This window comes from Rhodococcus sp. 21391, from assembly GCF_016772255.1.
In the GTDB taxonomy this organism is placed as follows: domain Bacteria; phylum Actinomycetota; class Actinomycetes; order Mycobacteriales; family Mycobacteriaceae; genus Rhodococcus_F; species Rhodococcus_F opacus.
In genome coordinates this window covers 2,008,814-2,027,061 of the sequence record NZ_CP063781.1, presented here as the reverse complement: position 1 = coordinate 2,027,061, position 18,248 = coordinate 2,008,814, and the positions used below count along the sequence as shown (strand labels likewise).

The 18,248-nt window shown below is 67.0% G+C and carries 15 protein-coding genes and 1 rRNA gene; 3 read left to right on the top strand and 13 right to left on the bottom strand.

Annotation, left to right across the window (positions count from 1 at the left end; translation table 11 throughout):
- Positions 1-13: 13 nt before the first annotated feature.
- The 3 genes from GO592_RS09615 to GO592_RS09605 all read right to left on the bottom strand — a co-directional run bounded on the left by GO592_RS09615 (position 14) and on the right by GO592_RS09605 (position 4,099).
- A 16S ribosomal RNA gene (locus GO592_RS09615) occupies positions 14-1,532 on the bottom strand.
- Positions 1,533-2,141: 609 nt separating this feature from the next.
- A complete protein-coding gene (tyrS, locus tag GO592_RS09610; protein ID WP_007295778.1) occupies positions 2,142-3,419 on the bottom strand; it encodes a tyrosine--tRNA ligase in 1,278 nt (425 codons plus the stop codon).
- 8 nt (positions 3,420-3,427) lie between these two features.
- The gene (locus tag GO592_RS09605) at positions 3,428-4,099 is read right to left on the bottom strand and encodes a DNA-3-methyladenine glycosylase (protein ID WP_007295779.1); all 672 of its coding nucleotides are present in this window, start codon (positions 4,097-4,099) and stop codon (positions 3,428-3,430) included.
- Between the two features lie 39 nt (positions 4,100-4,138).
- On the opposite strand from GO592_RS09605, the gene GO592_RS09600 reads away from it, so the two are divergent.
- From GO592_RS09600 to GO592_RS09590, 3 genes are read left to right on the top strand one after another with little or no spacing between them, the layout of a single operon-like run.
- Positions 4,139-4,870: an ABC transporter ATP-binding protein gene (locus GO592_RS09600; protein ID WP_007295780.1), complete on the top strand. Its 732-nt coding sequence runs from the start codon at positions 4,139-4,141 to the stop codon at positions 4,868-4,870.
- Entirely contained in the window at positions 4,870-5,625 is a 756-nt protein-coding gene (locus GO592_RS09595) for an ABC transporter permease (RefSeq protein ID WP_039950418.1), read from the top strand. Before GO592_RS09600 ends, GO592_RS09595 begins: the two co-directional genes overlap by 1 nt.
- Positions 5,622-6,248, top strand: coding sequence for a TetR/AcrR family transcriptional regulator (locus GO592_RS09590; RefSeq protein ID WP_007295782.1), 627 nt, complete (start codon positions 5,622-5,624; stop codon positions 6,246-6,248). Before GO592_RS09595 ends, GO592_RS09590 begins: the two co-directional genes overlap by 4 nt.
- A 25-nt stretch (positions 6,249-6,273) precedes the next feature.
- Here GO592_RS09590 and GO592_RS09585 read toward each other — a convergent pair whose 3' ends face one another.
- From GO592_RS09585 to argC, 10 genes are all read right to left on the bottom strand, one after another.
- Positions 6,274-6,486 carry a Trm112 family protein gene (locus GO592_RS09585; RefSeq protein ID WP_005247353.1) on the bottom strand — a complete coding sequence of 71 codons (213 nt, stop codon included), beginning with the start codon at positions 6,484-6,486 and terminating at the stop codon, positions 6,274-6,276.
- Between the two features lie 38 nt (positions 6,487-6,524).
- Entirely contained in the window at positions 6,525-9,515 is a 2,991-nt protein-coding gene (locus GO592_RS09580) for an acyl-CoA synthetase (protein ID WP_007295783.1), read from the bottom strand.
- Between the two features lie 106 nt (positions 9,516-9,621).
- The gene (gene argH / locus GO592_RS09575; RefSeq protein ID WP_007295784.1) at positions 9,622-11,040 is read right to left on the bottom strand and encodes an argininosuccinate lyase; all 1,419 of its coding nucleotides are present in this window, start codon (positions 11,038-11,040) and stop codon (positions 9,622-9,624) included.
- A gap of 2 nt (positions 11,041-11,042) precedes the next feature.
- Complete coding sequence (locus GO592_RS09570; RefSeq protein WP_007295785.1) at positions 11,043-12,242, bottom strand: argininosuccinate synthase; 1,200 nt, start codon at positions 12,240-12,242, stop codon at positions 11,043-11,045.
- Between the two features lie 47 nt (positions 12,243-12,289).
- Positions 12,290-12,850, bottom strand: coding sequence for an arginine repressor (locus GO592_RS09565; protein ID WP_007295786.1), 561 nt, complete (start codon positions 12,848-12,850; stop codon positions 12,290-12,292).
- Entirely contained in the window at positions 12,847-13,794 is a 948-nt protein-coding gene (argF, locus tag GO592_RS09560; protein ID WP_007295787.1) for an ornithine carbamoyltransferase, read from the bottom strand. Before argF ends, GO592_RS09565 begins: the two co-directional genes overlap by 4 nt.
- A complete protein-coding gene (locus GO592_RS09555; RefSeq protein WP_007295788.1) occupies positions 13,791-14,990 on the bottom strand; it encodes an acetylornithine transaminase in 1,200 nt (399 codons plus the stop codon). Before GO592_RS09555 ends, argF begins: the two co-directional genes overlap by 4 nt.
- On the bottom strand, positions 14,987-15,913 hold the full coding sequence (argB, locus tag GO592_RS09550; RefSeq protein WP_007295789.1) for an acetylglutamate kinase: 927 nt from the start codon (positions 15,911-15,913) through the stop codon (positions 14,987-14,989). Before argB ends, GO592_RS09555 begins: the two co-directional genes overlap by 4 nt.
- A complete protein-coding gene (argJ, locus tag GO592_RS09545) occupies positions 15,910-17,154 on the bottom strand; it encodes a bifunctional glutamate N-acetyltransferase/amino-acid acetyltransferase ArgJ (RefSeq protein WP_005260419.1) in 1,245 nt (414 codons plus the stop codon). The genes argB and argJ overlap by 4 nt, the downstream gene beginning before the upstream one ends.
- The gene (gene argC / locus GO592_RS09540) at positions 17,151-18,206 is read right to left on the bottom strand and encodes an N-acetyl-gamma-glutamyl-phosphate reductase (protein WP_005247372.1); all 1,056 of its coding nucleotides are present in this window, start codon (positions 18,204-18,206) and stop codon (positions 17,151-17,153) included. The genes argJ and argC overlap by 4 nt, the downstream gene beginning before the upstream one ends.
- Positions 18,207-18,248 lie beyond the last annotated feature (42 nt).

Sequence of the window (18,248 nt, the reverse complement as noted above, 5' to 3'; positions counted from 1 at the left end):
ATGTGCTCCTTAGAAAGGAGGTGATCCAGCCGCACCTTCCGGTACGGCTACCTTGTTACGACTTCGTCCCAATCGCCGATCCCACCTTCGACGGCTCCCTCCCACAAGGGGTTAGGCCACCGGCTTCGGGTGTTACCGACTTTCATGACGTGACGGGCGGTGTGTACAAGGCCCGGGAACGTATTCACCGCAGCGTTGCTGATCTGCGATTACTAGCGACTCCGACTTCACGGGGTCGAGTTGCAGACCCCGATCCGAACTGAGACCAGCTTTAAGGGATTCGCTCCACCTCACGGTCTCGCAGCCCTCTGTACTGGCCATTGTAGCATGTGTGAAGCCCTGGACATAAGGGGCATGATGACTTGACGTCGTCCCCACCTTCCTCCGAGTTGACCCCGGCAGTCTCTTACGAGTCCCCACCATTACGTGCTGGCAACATAAGACAAGGGTTGCGCTCGTTGCGGGACTTAACCCAACATCTCACGACACGAGCTGACGACAGCCATGCACCACCTGTATACCGACCACAAGGGGGGCCGTATCTCTACGGCTTTCCGGTATATGTCAAACCCAGGTAAGGTTCTTCGCGTTGCATCGAATTAATCCACATGCTCCGCCGCTTGTGCGGGCCCCCGTCAATTCCTTTGAGTTTTAGCCTTGCGGCCGTACTCCCCAGGCGGGGCGCTTAATGCGTTAGCTACGGCACGGATCCCGTGGAAGGAAACCCACACCTAGCGCCCACCGTTTACGGCGTGGACTACCAGGGTATCTAATCCTGTTCGCTACCCACGCTTTCGCTCCTCAGCGTCAGTTACTGCCCAGAGACCCGCCTTCGCCACCGGTGTTCCTCCTGATATCTGCGCATTTCACCGCTACACCAGGAATTCCAGTCTCCCCTGCAGTACTCAAGTCTGCCCGTATCGCCTGCAAGCTCGAGGTTGAGCCTCGAGTTTTCACAGACGACGCGACAAACCGCCTACGAGCTCTTTACGCCCAGTAATTCCGGACAACGCTTGCACCCTACGTATTACCGCGGCTGCTGGCACGTAGTTGGCCGGTGCTTCTTCTGCAGGTACCGTCACTTTCGCTTCGTCCCTGCTGAAAGAGGTTTACAACCCGAAGGCCGTCATCCCTCACGCGGCGTCGCTGCATCAGGCTTTCGCCCATTGTGCAATATTCCCCACTGCTGCCTCCCGTAGGAGTCTGGGCCGTGTCTCAGTCCCAGTGTGGCCGGTCACCCTCTCAGGTCGGCTACCCGTCGTCGCCTTGGTAGGCCATTACCCCACCAACAAGCTGATAGGCCGCGGGCCCATCCTGCACCAGTAAACCTTTCCACCCTCAGCCATGCAGCCGAAGGTCATATCCGGTATTAGACCCAGTTTCCCAGGCTTATCCCGAAGTGCAGGGCAGATCACCCACGTGTTACTCACCCGTTCGCCGCTCGTGTACCCCGAAGGGCCTTACCGCTCGACTTGCATGTGTTAAGCACGCCGCCAGCGTTCGTCCTGAGCCAGGATCAAACTCTCCGTTGAAGACTCTAGATTTCGAAACCCCCAAAAGGAGTCTCTAATCAGTCATAGACATCGAGTCAAATCACTAGCAATCAAAAACTCAAACTAGCATTTCAAACACTGACCCCCCTCCGACGGAAGAAGGAGAAGAGCCAGCACATACCCACACCACAGCTCACAACCAAACCACAAGGGCCAGTTGATCATCCGTGATGCGGAGTACCAAAAACATTTGGCACTGACATTCATCGACACACTGTTGAGTTCTCAAAGAACACGTGCACACCATCACCGCTGGCTCACTCGCCAGCCGCTCCGGGGCAACCGTTCCAGCTTATCTCCTGCCGCGTCCCGGCGCAAACCGGGGCGATCAGGACATCTCGAAAGCATCGAACCAGGTTCGGTATTCTCGGGAAGTTCAGGCGCCTGCGTCCAACCTCGTGTCCCCGGCCTCTCGGTCGGGGTTGGTGTCCGTGTCGCTCTGACCTGGAATAAGTTACGCGACGGGAAACGGAGCGTCAAATCCCCAGGTCACAGGCATCTGGTATGTAAAACCCGCTGGTGGCCCGCGCTGCGCGCGGGCCACCAGACCGGAATTCGCCGAATTACGCCGGTGTGACCCGCCGCACGCTAGTTCGACAGCACCTTGATGCCGGCGAAGTTCCGCTTTCCACGGCGAATCACGAGCCACGTTCCATGCAGCAGATCGGTCGGTGCGGGGGTCCATTCCTCACTCGAGACCTTCTGGTTGTTCACCGAAGCGCCGCCTTCCTTCACGGTGCGGCGGGCCGCACCCTTGCTCTCGCACAATCCGCTGAGAACCAGGAGGTCGACGATGCCGGCGGGCTCCCCCGGCGCAAGTTCCGCGACGGACGCCTCCCGAAGGGCGGCACCGAGCGTCGGCTCATCCAGGTCCTGCAGTTCCGCGCGGCCGAACAGCGCCTGGCTCGCGAGCTCCACGGCACGAGTGTTGGCTTCGCCGTGCACGAGAGTCGTCATTTCGGCGGCGAGCCGGCGCTGCGCCTCCCGTGCATGCGGCCGCTCGGCCGTCGCCGTCTCCAGTTCCGCCAACTCCTCGGCCGTGAGGAAGGTGAACCACCGCAGGTACTTGATGACGTCGGCGTCGCCGGTGTTCACGAAGTACTGGTACCACGCGTAGGGGCTCGTCATCTCCGGGTCGAGCCACAGGCTTCCGCCTCCGGTCGACTTCCCGAACTTCTTGCCGTCCGCCGACGTGACGAGCGGGACGGTCAGACCGTGCACCGACTCGGCGTCGATGCGACGGTTCAATTCGACGCCGGCGATGATGTTGCCCCACTGGTCGGATCCGCCGACCTGCAGCGAGCAGCCGTGACTGCGCCGCAGGTGCAGGTAGTCGTTGGCCTGGAGCAGCATGTAGCTGAACTCGGTGTAGGACATGCCGTCGGATTCGAGGCGCCGCTTGACGGTGTCTCTCGCGAGCATCACGTTGACGGAGAAGTGCTTGCCCACGTCGCGCAGGAAGTCGATGGCCGACAGCTTGCCGGTCCAGTTCATGTTGTTCTCGATGATCGCGCCGCTCGGCGAGTCGTCGAAGTCAACGAAACGTTCGAGCTGACCCCGGATCCGATCGGTCCATTCGGCCACGGTGTCGGCGGAGTTCATCGTCCGCTCACCGACGTCGCGGGGATCGCCGATCAGACCCGTCGCTCCACCGGCCAGCACGACGGGGCGGTTGCCCGCACGCTGGAATCGCTTCAGCGCGAGCAGGGGCACGAGATGGCCGGCGTGCAAACTCGGCCCGGTCGGATCGAAACCGGCATAGAGCGTGACCGGTCCGGCGTCGAGATCGCGACGCAGCGCGTCGAGATCGGTTGATTGGGCGATGAGCCCGCGCCAGGTCAGTTCATCGATGATGTTCTCAGTCACGGGTCCGATCATCCCATCTGCTCGTCGGCGGGCATCGCACGCGGGCTCCTCCGGTACACGGAGACGGCCGGCGACTCCGGAATCCAGAAGCGCCACGGCCGGTCCGCGGCCGTGCTGACGCCGACCCGGGGGCCACTCGCCCATCCGTCCGACTCCGCGACCTCCAGCCGAACCGGCGAATCGTGCTCGAACAACGCCGCACCGTTCTCCGCGAGGGTCACGCCGGTCGCGGACCCCAGGTTGCCGGGACCGCGCGCCCAATCCGCAGGTCGCGTGGCGCGGGGCCGGCGCGCCTGAACCGTGGCGCAGCCGTCGAGCACTTCGCCCGCCCGGAGAAGCACCCCGCCCGCGCTTCCGACCGGCCCGTACGACACGTTCATGCAAAAGTGCATCCCGTAGCTGCGGTAGACGTACAGGTGCCCGGCCGGGCCGAACATCACCTCGTTGCGCGGCGTCCTCCCTCGGTACGAGTGCGATGCCGGATCGGGCCACGGGCCGTCCTTCTCCCCGCCGTACGCCTCCACTTCGACGATGCGGATGCGGACGTCTCCAACGATCAGCGTGGATCCGAGAACGATTCGCGCGGCGTCGACGGGGTCCGCCCGGTCAAGTCGATCGATGGTCACGTCCCGATTCTCCACAACCGTTGACTTCGCCACCCCGTCGGTCGCATAATTCATCAAGCAATGAATTCACCCAGTGATGAATTGAGGCCCGCCATGACCGGCAGCCCGGTGATCGACATCCGAGATCTGCACGTGCGAAGAGGCAGGAACGAAGTGCTGCACGGCATCGACGTTCAGGTGCCGAGCGGATCCATCACCGGCCTCCTGGGACCCTCCGGCTGCGGAAAGACCACGCTGATGCGGTGCGTGGTCGGCACGCAGATCGTGGAATCGGGGACGGTCACGGTGCTGGGCGCCCCCGCAGGCTCGGTCTCGTTGCGAAGCCGCATCGGATACGTCACCCAGTCACCCAGCGTGTACGCCGACCTCACGGTCAAGAAGAACGTGGCCTACTTCGCCGCGCTCTACGGCCAACCGTCGGACGCGGTCACCGAAGCCGTCGAGGCGGTGGGTCTGACACGCTTCGCAACCCAGAAGGCGGCGGATCTGTCGGGAGGACAGCTGGGACGGGTCAGCCTCGCCTGCGCGCTGGTGGCACGCCCCGAGGTCCTCGTCCTCGACGAGCCGACCGTCGGCCTGGACCCACTCCTGCGCGTCGAACTGTGGGAACGGTTCGACGCTCTCGCCGACGCCGGTACCACCCTGCTCGTGTCGAGCCACGTCATGGACGAGGCCGAACATTGCGCTTCGCTCCTCCTCATGCGCGACGGCTACGTTCTCGCGCAGGTCTCCCCGGGCGAACTCCGGGAGCAGACCGGTGAGGCGAGCCTCGAAGACGCCTTCCTGAACCTCATTCGCGCATCACATGTCGGGAGCGAGAACTGATGAACGTCACGATCTTCGCAGCCACTGCGGGCCGGATCCTCGCGCAACTACGGACGGATCACCGCACCGTCGCCATGATTCTGGTGGTACCCAGTCTGCTGATGGTGTTGCTGTACTTCCTGTATCAGAACGTTCCGGCGCCACCCGGTCAGCTGTCGCTGTTCGAGCGCGTCGCGATCACGATGCTCGGCATCCTGCCGTTCGTCGTGATGTTCCTGGTCACGTCGATCGCGATGCAGCGCGAACGGACGTCGGGAACACTCGAACGGCTGCTCACGACCCCCATGGGCAAACTCGACCTGCTCGGCGGCTACGCTGCCGCGTTCTCCACGGCCGCTGCTGCGCAGGCGGCGCTCGCCTGCGTCGTCTCGTTCGGATTCCTCGGCCTCACCACCGAGGGCAGCGTGACGTGGGTGCTGCTGATCGCCGTGCTGAACGCGATACTCGGCGTCGCCCTCGGCCTATTGTGCAGCGCCTTCGCGCGCACCGAGTTCCAGGCGGTGCAGTTCATGCCGGTGGTGGTGGTGCCCCAGCTCTTCCTGTGCGGTCTGCTCGTTCCGCGAGATCAGCTCCCCACGTGGCTCGAGTGGATCAGCAACGCCCTCCCGCTGAGCTACGCGGTCGAGGCGCTGCAGCAGGTCGCCACCCATACCGGGGCGACGGGGCTCATGTGGCGCGACCTGGCGGTGGTCGCCGCCTTCGCGCTCCTCGCACTGTCGCTGGGCGCCGCGACTCTGAGGCGTCGCACACCATGACCGGCCCCGCGACAGGCGCGGACGCCACCCCGGGTCTGCGCACGGGACGACGCCCGGGCAACCCGGACACACGGTCACGAATCCTGGCGAGTGCACGGAAACTGTTTGCACAGAACGGCTTCGACAAAACCAGCGTGCGCTCCGTGGCCACCGGTGCCGGCGTCGACTCCGCCCTGATCCACCACTACTTCGGAACCAAACGAGATCTGTTCCTCGCCTCGGTCGACATTCCCGTGGATCCGACGCAGGTGATCGCTCCGGTGCTCGACATTCCGACGGGCGAGGTCGGTAGTCACCTCGCCCGGGCGGTCTTCTCCATCTGGGAGTCGCCGCACAAGCCCGCCGTGGTCGCGGCGTTCCGGTCCGCGATGGCGGGAAACGAACCCAATCTCATTCGCACCTTCCTCCTGGAGGTCGTGCTCCGAGACCTCGGACCGCGCGTCGACGAGCCACCGGGAACCGGGATGCTGCGCATGCAGCTGGTGGCATCCCAGATGGCCGGGGTTCTGGTGACGCGGTACATCCTCGAATTCGAGCCACTCGCGTCGCTGCCCGTCGACGACCTCGTCGCGATCGTCGGACCGACGTTGCAGCGCTACCTCACCGAAGCTCTGCCGGTGTGATCGGGCTCGCCCGAGTCCGGTGTGATCAGGCCTCGCCGGCAGCCCGGGCAAGCAGCGTCTCGTGCTCGTCCGCGCCGACGTCCCGGGCCTCGTCGATGAGGAGGACGGGAATCCCGTTCTCGATGGGATACGCCCGTCGCAGGCGAGGGTTGTAGAGCAGCTCGTCGCCGACCAACAGCAGAGGACCCTTGTCCTGTGGGCACGCGAGAATGCCGAGCAACGTCGGATCAATAACCACGGAAGTCCTCTCCAACCGTTCGGGTGAGCAGTGTCAGGTTACCGCGCACCGGCAGGCACCCCGGCCGAGCCGTTCCGAAACTCCGCGGCCACCGCCTTGGTCAGTCGCTTGTACTGCTGCGATTCCGGATCGACGTACCACACACGGGTTCCCGGCTTGGGCAGTCCGGCCGCGCTCAGCGCCTCGGCGTTCGGACGGTACGAGGACCCCAGCGGGATGTCCTCCACCACCTGGATGATGTCGGGTCGCAGCGCGGGAGGAAGCACCTCGAAGGCGTCGGAGATCTCCGCCAGCCTCGGCGCCCGCCCTTCGCGGAGGGTGAACGCGGCCACGGCCAGTGTCCGGCCGCCGACCTCCACCCCGTAGGCAACCGCGAGGTCGACGCGATCGACGGACACGAGCGCATCGACGATCGGCTGGGTGAACACGGCTCCCCTCGAAGTCGCGATGACGGTCTTCCTGTGGTCGACCAGCCAGTAGTCCCCGTCGGCGTCGCGACGGAAGAGGTTCTCCGTCGGAATCCAGGCGTCGCCCGCGGCAAAGATCCCCCGCATCGCGCCGCCGGACATCTCGGCGTGCACGCCCGCCCTGCCGAGGAGCAGACCGACCTCATCGTCCTGGCATTCCCGGATGAACCCCTGCTCGTCCTCCAGCAGTCGCCCGGCGATCGGGTCGTAGGCCGCGAGCCGGACCTCCGCGCTCCCCGGGAGGGGGCGCCCCTTTGCCCCGACCTTCGCGCCTGCGACGTTCGCGAGAACCACGTCGCCCTCGGTGGACGCGTAGAACTCGAGGACCTTCGCCGGTGCGAACCGCTCCGTCGTGCGACGCCACAACCCCTGCGGCATTCCGGATCCGATGAAGAGCCGGACGGGGTGACTGCCGTCGAGCGCGAGGTTCTCGGCGTCGAGGATTTCTCGCATCATCGTCCACGTGTAGCTCACCACGGTCACCCCGTAGCGGTGGACTTCCTCGGCGAACCGCTCGGGATCGACTCCGCGTGAGAGCGCGATCCGGGAGCCACCTGCCACGGCACCACCGATCGCGGCCAGTAGGCTCGACGAATGATGCAGGGGTGCAAGGCAATACACGGTGTCGCCACGGTCCAGATCGGCGGCCGAGGCCGTTCCGAACGCCGACAGCGCCCACCGGTAGTTGGTGATCTGTTTCGTCTCCCAGTGGCCGTTGGACTCACTGCAGATGATGAATGCCAGTTCACGAGCGAGACCGGGATCGCGCCGGTACCAGCCCGGCAGTGTCACGGCGGCGGGGTCGACCTTCTCGAGGTCCACGACGTTCGCCGAGGGATCCACGTCGAGGTCGCGCTGGTCGCCACCGCCCAGAACCAGGACCTGCATCCCGGTCGCGATCGCCGCGTCGAGATTCTCCGGGTCGGCGACGATGCGTTCGACACCGTCGATGCGGATCGCGGTGTGGACCTCCCGGCCCGGGGGCAGGAGGACAGCCACGGCACCGAGACGGGACAGCGCCGCGATGGCGGCGAGCGCACTCGGGCGCGTCTGCATCACGACGCCGACGTGAGCGGCGGGACGGACACCGGCCTGGATCAGGCCGCGCACCACGTTGTCGATCCGCTGATTGACCGCCGCGTAGGTATGGACGCGATTGTCGAAGAGGAAGCACTCGCCGCCCGGCGCCTTCCGACCCTGTTCGGCCAGCAACCGGCTGAGCGAGATCTGGGTGTGGGGCTGCATCTGACCGAGCCGGGCCAGCCGCGGCAGCGCCCGCGTGGCCTCGCCGGACAGCTCCACCGTTCCCCGCAGCGCGCCCGAAGCGAAATCACTGATCCCCTTGCCGACACCGACGCCGACCTCGGCGACCGACGCCACGGTGTGAATGATGCGGTCGCTGATGGAGACTCCGGATTCGCTGCCGAAATGTTCGTCGTAGCGCATGAGCTCGATAGTGGTGGGCCGTGGGCCGAGACCCTCGTTCCACAGCACCCATTTCCCAGTCGTGGGCCACGTGTGGGTCGCCGCAGCCGAACCGACGACGAGGCCGAAATGTCCTGCCCGCAAAGTTGATTCGTACACATTCGCCCGTGGGGCGGCCCGGCGGATACCGCGGACAGCCAACGGCTGACCGATGTCGTCGACCTCCCCGACGAACGCGAGGATGGGGCAGGTCAACTCCGCGAGCGACACCACCTGGTCCTTGATCACGAACCCGCCGGTCATCATGCGGTTGTGCACGATGAACTGCTTGAGCAACTCCGCAACAGCCGGACCGGACCACGCCACCCAGCCCTCGGTCGCGAGGAACCGCCGCTGCTGCTCCCGCGGCAACAACGCTTCCCGGTCGTGCAACTGACGCAGGAAGTCGAGCCTCGACTTCAGCGTTTTTACGGGATCGAGGAGCTGAAAACCGGTGCGCGCCATCCACCCCGAGACCGCGAGCCGGTTGAAGACGTGGTCGGCGAGGAAGCCGGCAGCGTCGGTGGCGAACCCCGCCGGAATACCGAACGGCAACCCGGCGAGCGTGTCGACCGGACTGCCGAACGTCACGAGGCCGGCGATGTTGCGACTGCGGCGGTAGGCGGCGGCCTGGTAGGCGAACATGCCGCCCTGCGAGTATCCGGACAGGTAGACGTCACGACCGGTGTGCGCCCGCACCTGGTCGATGATCTCGCTGATCGCGACGATGTGGTCGGCGAGATTCCGATCCCACCCGCCCTCTTCGGAATCCGGCGATCCGAAGTCGACCACCCACGGGTCGATCCCCATCGAGTGCAGGATGCCGACTGCGCCCTGATCGCGGGTCACGTCGTAGACGTCGGCCGACATCATCATCGGCGGGACCAGAACGATCGGGGGCCCGGCGTCGGCAGGGTCGGTGTCGGGGAAATACCTGCGGAGCCGATACATCGGTGCGCGTTCGACCACCTCGAACGGCGACGTGGTGAGGTCCGTCTCGAGTCCACCGAGGCGAACTACCTCCAACCCGTTCTGCGCCGTCGCCACCACGCGACGGATCGGGCCCATCACCGTTTCGGTATTCAGTCCCACGAACACTCTCCCAGACTCTCGAACTGTGACGCACGTCTCACTGCCGCCCGCCCTCACCCTACTGCGCTCGACGCGTCACACAGCCCCTAATCCGGGGCGTCCGACACGGGCGTCATCGACACCACTCACGCAGCGACTCGGACAGCTGACGGACCCCGCCCAACTGTTCGGCCACACGGATACCGGCTGTACCGCCGCGGGCGTTACGCGAGGCGATCGAGCCGTCGACGGTGAGCACCTCCCGCACGTCCGGAGTGAGCGCCGGATCGACCCCGGCGAGTTCGTCGTCGGTGAGATCCTCGAGTCCGACGCCCCGCGCCTCGGCAACGCGGACGCACGCCCCCGCCGCCTCGTGCGCGACCCGGAACGGGACGCCCTGACGAACGAGCCACTCGGCGATGTCGGTGGCCAGCGTGAAGCCCGCCGGTGCCAGTTCCGCCATCCGGTCCGTGTGGAATTCGAGAGTGGACACCAGTCCGGTGATCGCCGGGAGCAGCAACTCGAGCTGTGCCACCGAATCGAAGACCGGCTCCTTGTCCTCCTGCAGATCCCGGTTGTACGCGAGCGGCTGCGCCTTCAGGGTGGCCAGCAGACCGGTCAGGTTGCCGATCAGCCGCCCGGACTTGCCGCGGGTGAGCTCGGACACGTCCGGGTTCTTCTTCTGCGGCATGATCGACGAGCCGGTCGACCAGGCGTCGGCGAGCGTGATGTAGCCGAATTCCGGAGTGCTCCAGAGGATGACCTCCTCGGCCATCCGCGACAGGTCGACGCCGATCATCGCGAGCACAAACGCCGCCTCGGCCGCGAAGTCCCGCGACGACGTGGCGTCGATCGAGTTCTCGGCCGACGAATCGAAGGCGAGCTCCGCGGCGATCGCCTCGGGATCGAGTCCGAGTGACGATCCGGCCAGCGCTCCGGAACCGTACGGCGACACGGCCGCCCGCACGTCGAAGTCCCGCAGCCGCTGAACGTCGCGGAGCAACGGGTGCGTGTGTGCCAGCAGGTGGTGCGCGAGCAGCACCGGCTGCGCGGCCTGCAGGTGAGTCTTGCCCGGCATCACCGCGGAGGGGTGCGCCGCGGCCTGCGTCGCGAGTGCGTCGACGACGTCGAGGACACCCGCGGCCACGCGGCGGACGGCGTCCCGCAGCCACATCCGAAACAGCGTCGCCACCTGATCGTTGCGCGAACGCCCGGCGCGCAGGCGTCCCCCGACCTCGGGACCGACCCGATCGATCAGGCCGCGCTCGAGCGCCCCGTGCACGTCCTCGTCGGATTCGCTCGGGACGAACTCGCCGCTCGCGACGTCGGCCGCGAGCCTGCCGAGACCGTCGAGCATCGCCGCCAGGTCGTCGTCAGCCAGCAGGCCGGCCTTGTGCAGCACCCGGGCATGGGCCTGGGACGCGCGCACGTCGTACGGAGCCAGCACCCAGTCGAAGTGGGTGGACTTGCTCAGCGCCGCCATGGCGGCGGCCGGTCCGGACTCGAACCGGCCGCCCCAGAGGGCTCCTTCGTTGGTGCCGTGAGCACTCATACCTAGAGGCCCAGATCGCGCTTCGCCGCGACCTTCGAGGACAGTCCGTGGATCTGCACGAATCCCTTTGCGTAGGACTGGTCGAACGTGTCGCCCTCGTCGTAGGTGGCCAGGTTGAAGTCGTACAGGGACTGGTTGCTGCGGCGGCCGTTGACGATGATCGCGCCGCCGTGCAGCACCAGCCGGATGTCGCCGGAGACGCGTTCCTGCGTCTTCTCGATGAACGTGTCCAGCGCGACCTTCAGCGGGGAGAACCAGAGGCCGTCGTACACCAGCTCGCTCCAGCGCTGTTCGGTCTGACGCTTGTAGCGGCCGAGCTCGCGTTCCTGCGTGACGTGCTCGAGTTCCTGGTGGGCGTTGATGAGGACCATGGCTCCCGGAGCCTCGTAGATCTCACGGCTCTTGATGCCGACGAGACGGTCCTCGACGACGTCGAGGCGCCCGACGCCCTGAGCGCCGGCGCGGCGGTTGAGCTCCTGGATCGCTTCGAGGACGCTGACCGGCCTGCCGTCGATCGCGACGGGGCGGCCGGCCTCGAAGCTGATGATCAGCTCGTCCGGGGCCTGCCAGTTGACGGTCGGATCCTGCGTGTAGTCGTAGACGTCCTTGGTCGGCGCGTTCCACAGGTCCTCGAGGAACCCGGTCTCGACGGCGCGGCCCCACACGTTCTGGTCGATCGAGAACGGCGACTTCTTGGAGACGTTGATCGGGATCTCGTTCTCCTCGGCGAACGCGATCGCCTTCTCACGGGTCCACGCGTAGTCGCGGACGGGTGCGATCACGTCGAGGTCGGGAGCGAGCGATCCGAAGCCGACCTCGAACCGGACCTGGTCGTTGCCCTTGCCGGTGCAGCCGTGCGCGACCGTGGTGCCGCCGTGGGCGCGCGCCGCCTCGACGAGGTGCTTGACGATCAGCGGGCGGCTGATGGCCGACACGAGCGGGTAGCGGTCCATGTAGAGGGCGTTGGCCTGGATGGTCGGCAGGCAGTATTCGTCGGCGAACTCGTCGCGCGCATCCACCACGACCGACTCGACCGCACCGCAGTCGAGTGCACGCTGACGCACGACCTCCATGTCCTCGCCGCCCTGGCCGAGATCGATGGCGACAGCAACAACTTCCTTGCCCGTCTCCTTGCCGATCCAGCTGATGGCGACTGAGGTGTCCAGCCCGCCCGAGTAGGCGAGTACGACGCGATCGGCCATGGTCCTTGTGCTCCTTAGGTTGAAGATCTGTAGAGATGATTCAGTTGTCAGGCGAGGGATTCGATCTTGGCCGCGAGTTCCGCCCCGCTCAGCGGCTCGCGTGCCACCACGAGAATGGTGTCATCCCCCGCGATGGTTCCCACGACGTCAGGTAATGATGCCCGATCGAGTGCACTCGCCAGATAGTGCGCTGCCCCCGGGGGAGTTCGCAGCACCGCCATGTTGCCACTGGCATCGGTCGACACCAGTAACTCCCCCAGCAACCGCGACAGCCGGTCGGTTCCGCCGGAGACGCCGCGGACGGGATTTCCGTCCTCGGGCACCACGTAGACCCCGGCGCCGCCGTCTGCGGCGCGAAGTTTCACGGCACCCAGTTCTTCGAGGTCTCGCGACAGCGTGGCCTGGGTGGCGTCGATGCCCTCGGCCGCGAGCAGCGCCGCGAGTTCGGTCTGGCTGCGGACGGGGTTGTTCGACAGGATCGCGACGATGCGCGCCTGCCGTCCCGCCCGAGTGGGTGCCGTCGCCGCGTTGGCGGCGCGCTGCGGCTGAGCCGCATTTGCACGCTGCGGCTGAGCCGCACCTGCACGCTGCGGGGGTGCCGCACTCACGGACGGTCCCCGGTTCGCTGCGCCAGCAGCCACACGAGCAGGGCCTTCTGCGCGTGCAGCCGGTTCTCCGCCTCGTCCCACACGACGCTCTGCGGTCCGTCGAGAACCTCGTCGGTGATCTCCTCCCCGCGGTGGGCGGGCAGGCAGTGCAGGACCACCGCGTCGGCGTCGGCCTTCGCGAGGAGCGCCTCGTTGATCTGGAACGGGCGGAAGGGACCGACCCGGTCGAGCCCGTCGTTCTCCTGGCCCATCGACGTCCAGGTGTCGGTGACGAGTGCGTCCGCGCCGACGACCGCCGTCTGCGGGTCACCGCTGAGGGTGATGGTCGCGCCGGTCTCGCCCGCCCGCGCGCGGGCGGCCTCGACCACCCACGGCAGCGGTGCGAACCCCTCGGGGCTGGCGATGGTCACGTCGACGCCTGCGGTCACACCGCCCAGCATCAGCGAGTGCGCCATGTTGTTGGCGCCGTCGCCGAGGTAGGTGAGCTTCAGTCCCTTCAGCGAACCCTTCCGCTCCCCGAGCGTCTGCAGGTCGGCCAGGACCTGGCACGGGTGGAACTCGTCGGACAGCGCGTTGACGATCGGGACGTCGGCGCCCGACGCCATCGCCTCGAGCCGCTTCTGCCCGAACGTGCGCCACACCACGGCGTCGACGTACCGCGACAGGACGCGGCCCGTGTCCTGCAGGGTCTCCTCACGGCCGAGCTGGGTGCTGCGCCCGTCGACGACGATCGCGTGACCGCCGAGCTGGGCGATGCCCATCTCGAACGAGAACCGGGTACGCGTCGAATTCTTCTCGAAGATCACGCCGACCCCGCGGGGGCCTTCGAGCGGGCGCTCCGCGAATGGGGCCTTCTTCAGCCTGGCGGCGAGCTCGAGGACCTCGGCCTGCTGTGCAGGGGTGAGGTCGTCGTCCCGGAGAAAGTGTTTCACCACGGTCGTCACTGCTTTCCCGGCTGAGCGGCCGATTGCGCGTTGTCGAGAATCGCGGGCAGCGCCGCGACGAATCCTTCGGCCTGATCGTCCGTGAGGACCAGGGGCGGAGCCAGCCGGACGACGCCCGGTTGTGCGGCGTTGATCAGGTATCCGGCCTCACGCGCGGAGTTCTCCACCGCGGGGGCCACGTCCTGGGTCAGGACGATGCCGAGCAGCAGCCCGGCCCCGCGGACGTGGTCGATCAACGGATGTCCGAGACGTTCAATCCCGGCCGACAGCGACTTGCCGAGCGTGTCGGCGCGGGAGATGAGGTCGTCTTCGGCGATCGTCCGCAGCACGGCGAGCGCCGCCGACGCGCAGACGGGGTTCCCGCCGAACGTCGTGCCGTGCTTGCCCGGCCCGAACAGGTCCGCGGCCGCGCCGGTCGCGATGCACGCGCCGATCGGCATCCCGCCACCGAGACCCTTCGCGAGGGTCAGGACGTCGGGCACGATCCCGACCGCCTGGTGTGCGTAGAACCAGCCCGTGCGGCCGATCCCGGTCTGCACTTCGTCGAGCACGAGCAGGGCGCCGCGATCGGCGGTGATCTGTCGCGCGCCCGCGAGGTACCCCTCCGGCGGAACGACGACACCGCCTTCACCCATCATCGGCTCCAGGAACACGGCCGCGGTGTCGGCGTCGACGGCGCGGTCGAGTGCGTCGAGATCGCCGTACGGCACGTGCTCGACGCCCGGGGGCATCGGCTCGAACGGCGCGCGCTTGGCGGCCTGACCGGTGAGCGCGAGAGCACCCATCGTGCGGCCGTGGAAGGAGTTCTCCGCGGCGATGATCTTCGATCGTCCCGTGGCCCGCGCGAGCTTGAACGCCGCCTCGTTGGCCTCCGTGCCGGAATTACACAGGAAGACACGTCCGGGGGCGCCCAGATGGGAGAGCAGCTTCTCGGCCAGTTCGATCGCCGGCTCGCTGGCGTACAGGTTCGACACGTGCCCGAGGGTCGACAACTGCGTGGTGACGGCCTCGATGATCGCCGGGTGGGCGTGTCCGAGGATGTTGACGGCGATGCCGGCGAGGAAGTCGACGTACTCCTTGCCGTCGGCGTCGGTCAGCACCGCTCCCTGCCCGCGCGTGAGTGCCACCCGGGGGACGCCGTACGTGTTCATCAGAGCGCCGGACCAGCGCTGCTGGAGTTCCGGGGTTCCGGTCATGAGGCAACTCCCTCGGTAGGTGAAGTCGGGCCGGGCGTGACCATCGTGCCGATGCCCTCGCCGGTGAACAGTTCGAGCAGAACGGAATGGGCGACACGGCCGTCGATGACGTGCGCGGTGGGCACGCCGCCGCGGACCGCGCGCAGGCAGGCCTCCATCTTCGGCACCATGCCGGCGTCGAGGCTGGGCAGCAGTTGCGCGAGCGCGTCCACGTCGATCTCGGTGGCGAGCGAATCGCGGTCCGGCCAGTTCGTGTACAGCCCTTCGACATCCGTGAGGACCACGAGCTTCTCGGCGCCGATGGCCTCGGCGAGCGCTGCGGCGGCGGTGTCCGCGTTGATGTTGTGCACCACACCGTCCGAGTCGGGGGCGATGGTGGACACCACGGGAATTCGGCCCGCACGGATCAGATCGAGGACCGCCTCCGGGTTCACCGTCGTGACGTCGCCGACGAGACCGATGTCGGTCGGCGTGCCCTCGACCATCACGGTGCGCTTGGTGGCGGTGAACAGGTGCGCGTCCTCGCCGGAGATGCCGACGGCGTACGGTCCGTGCGCATTGATCAATCCGACCAGTTCGCGGCCGACCTGACCGAACAGCACCATCCGGACGACGTCCATGACATCGGGGGTGGTGACGCGGAAGCCGCCCTTGAATTCACCTGTCATGCCGAGCTTTCCGAGCATGGCATTGATCTGGGGGCCGCCGCCGTGCACGACGACCGGCTGAATTCCGACCGTCCGCAGGAACGCCATGTCGGCCGCAAACGCCGTCTTCAACGCCTCGTCGATCATGGCGTTGCCGCCGTACTTCACGACGACGACCTTGTCGCGGAACTGCTGCAGCCACGGCAGCGCCTCCGCCAGGACGTGCGCCTTCTGGTGATCGGTGATGCCGCTGAGTGCCTCGCTGGTCGCTGTCATGACGAATACGCCGAGTTCTCTTCGACATACGCGTGCGAGAGGTCGGTGGTCCGGATGGTCACCGCGTGTTCGCCGAGACCGAGGTCGATGTCGAGGGAGATGTCGATGTCGCTCAGGTCCACGTCCCGCGCACCCGGTGCGCCGACGCCGTCGATGCAGACGGGGGCGCCGTTGAACGACACCGAGATCGTGTCGGGGTCCAGTTCGATCGGCGCGATGCCGATTGCGGCCAGCACCCGGCCCCAGTTGGGGTCGGATCCGAACAGCGCCGTCTTGACGAGGCTGTCCCGCGCCACCGTCCGGGCGCCGATCAAGGCGTCGTCCTCGCTGACGGCGCCGCTGACCGTGACCCGCACCCGCTTGGTGACGCCCTCCGCGTCGGCCATCATCTGATCGGCCAGATCGTCGCAGACGGCCGTCACAGCCGCGTTCAGTTCTTCCTGGGTCGGTGTCACGTTGCTCGCACCGGACGCGAGCAGCAGCACCGTGTCGTTGGTCGACGTGGCGCCGTCGACGTCCAGCCGGTCGAACGTCACCCGGGTGGCCGCCCGCAGCGCGGCGTCGAGTTGCGCGGCGGTCGCGACGGCGTCGGTCGTCACCACGCACAGCATCGTCGCCAGCGCGGGGGCCAGCATGCCCGCGCCCTTCGCCATTCCGCCCACGTTCCACTTGTCCGCATGGTGCAGGGCGGCCTGCTTCGGCACCGTGTCGGTGGTCATGATCGCGTACGCGGCGTCGGTGCCACCCGAGATTCCCCCGGCGAGCTCGTGCACGGCCTCCGTGACCCCGGCCAGGACCTTGTCCATGGGCAGGCGGTCGCCGATCAGGCCGGTGGAACACACCGCGACCTCGACGGCGCCGGTCTCGGTTCCCCAGTTGCTCAGCGCGGACGCCACTTCCTCGGCCGTCTTGTGCGCGTCCTGGAACCCGCCTGCACCCGTGCACGCGTTGGCCCCACCGGAATTGAGCACGACGGCGCGCAGCCTGCCCGTGGTGAGCACCTGTTGCGACCACAGCACGGGGGCGGCCTTCACCTTGTTCGCGGTGAAGACGCCCGCCGCTGCAAGCTCGGGTCCCTCGTTGACGACGAGAGCCAGGTCGGCGTTGCCGCTCGCCTTGATACCCGCCTTGATCCCGGCCGCGCGGAAGCCCGCGGGCCCCGACACTCCCTGGGTTCGGACCAGGGTGCCGCCGGCGACCTCCCGGGTCGGATGCGGATCGATCGTGCTGTCACTGCTCACGGGGCAACTCCCACTGTCGAGAGACCGGCGGTCTCGGGTAGTCCAAGCGCAAGATTCATCGATTGCACCGCTCCCCCGGCGGTGCCCTTCGCAAGGTTGTCGATCACCGCGACCACGACGATCTGACCGGCGTCGGCGTCGACCGTCACCGCGATCTGGACCGCGTTCGATCCGACGACGGCACCGGTCTGTGGCAGCACGCCCCGGGGCAGCACGTGCACGAACGGCTCGTCCGCGTAAGCCTTTTCGTAGATCGCGCGCACCTCGTCCTCGGACGCGGTGGTGGCCGCGGTGCACGTGGCGAGGATGCCGCGCGGCATCGGCGCCAGCACGGGGGTGAACGACACGGTGACGCGCTCACCGGCGAGTTCGGAGAGGTTCTGGATGATCTCCGGGGTGTGGCGGTGCACGCCGCCGACACCGTAGGCACGAACCGAACCCATCACCTCGGAGCCGAGCAGATCGGCCTTGGGTGCGCGTCCCGCGCCGGAGGCGCCGGTGACGGCGACGATCGTGACCCGCGGTTCGACGACACCCGCCGCGACCGCCGGAGCCATCGCCAGGCTCGACACCGTCGGGAAGCACCCGGGGACGGCGATGCGGGTGGCGCCGACGAGTTTCTCGCGGGCACCCGGGAGTTCCGGAAGTCCGTACGGCCAGCTGCCCGCGTGCGGGCTCTTGTAGTACCGCTCCCAGTCCTCGGCGTTCGTCAGCCGGAAGTCGGCGCCGCAGTCGATGATGACCGTGGACTCGGGCAGCGCCTTCGCGTACTGCGCCGAATTACCGTGCGGCAGACCGAGAAACACCACGTCGTGTCCGGCGAGCGTCTCGACGGTGGTGTCCTCGAGCACTCGGTCGGCGAGGGGAAGCAGGTGCGGATGGTGCGAGCCCAGAGTCGATCCGGCGTTGCCGCCGGCTGTGAGCGCGCCGATGACGAGCGAACCGTCCGCATACGACGGGTGCCCCAGCAGCAGACGCAGCACTTCGCCACCGGCGTATCCGCTCGCGCCGGCGACGGCAATCCTGATCGGTTTTCCCGCGTGCTCAGTCATACGATTGATTATGCATCATCATGCAAGCTAATACACACCGCG

Bases quoted from the DNA above. Each gene is read 5' to 3' on its own strand.
- GO592_RS09605 (WP_007295779.1), bottom strand. From the start codon at position 4,099: ATGAATTATGCGACCGACGGGGTGGCGAAGTCAACGGTTGTGGAGAAT.
- GO592_RS09600 (WP_007295780.1), top strand. From the start codon at position 4,139: ATGACCGGCAGCCCGGTGATCGACATCCGAGATCTGCACGTGCGAAGA.
- GO592_RS09595 (WP_039950418.1), top strand. From the start codon at position 4,870: ATGAACGTCACGATCTTCGCAGCCACTGCGGGCCGGATCCTCGCGCAA.
- GO592_RS09590 (WP_007295782.1), top strand. From the start codon at position 5,622: ATGACCGGCCCCGCGACAGGCGCGGACGCCACCCCGGGTCTGCGCACG.
- argH (WP_007295784.1), bottom strand. From the start codon at position 11,040: ATGAGTGCTCACGGCACCAACGAAGGAGCCCTCTGGGGCGGCCGGTTC.
- GO592_RS09570 (WP_007295785.1), bottom strand. From the start codon at position 12,242: ATGGCCGATCGCGTCGTACTCGCCTACTCGGGCGGGCTGGACACCTCA.
- GO592_RS09555 (WP_007295788.1), bottom strand. From the start codon at position 14,990: ATGACCGGAACCCCGGAACTCCAGCAGCGCTGGTCCGGCGCTCTGATG.
- argB (WP_007295789.1), bottom strand. From the start codon at position 15,913: ATGACAGCGACCAGCGAGGCACTCAGCGGCATCACCGATCACCAGAAG.
- argC (WP_005247372.1), bottom strand. From the start codon at position 18,206: ATGACTGAGCACGCGGGAAAACCGATCAGGATTGCCGTCGCCGGCGCG.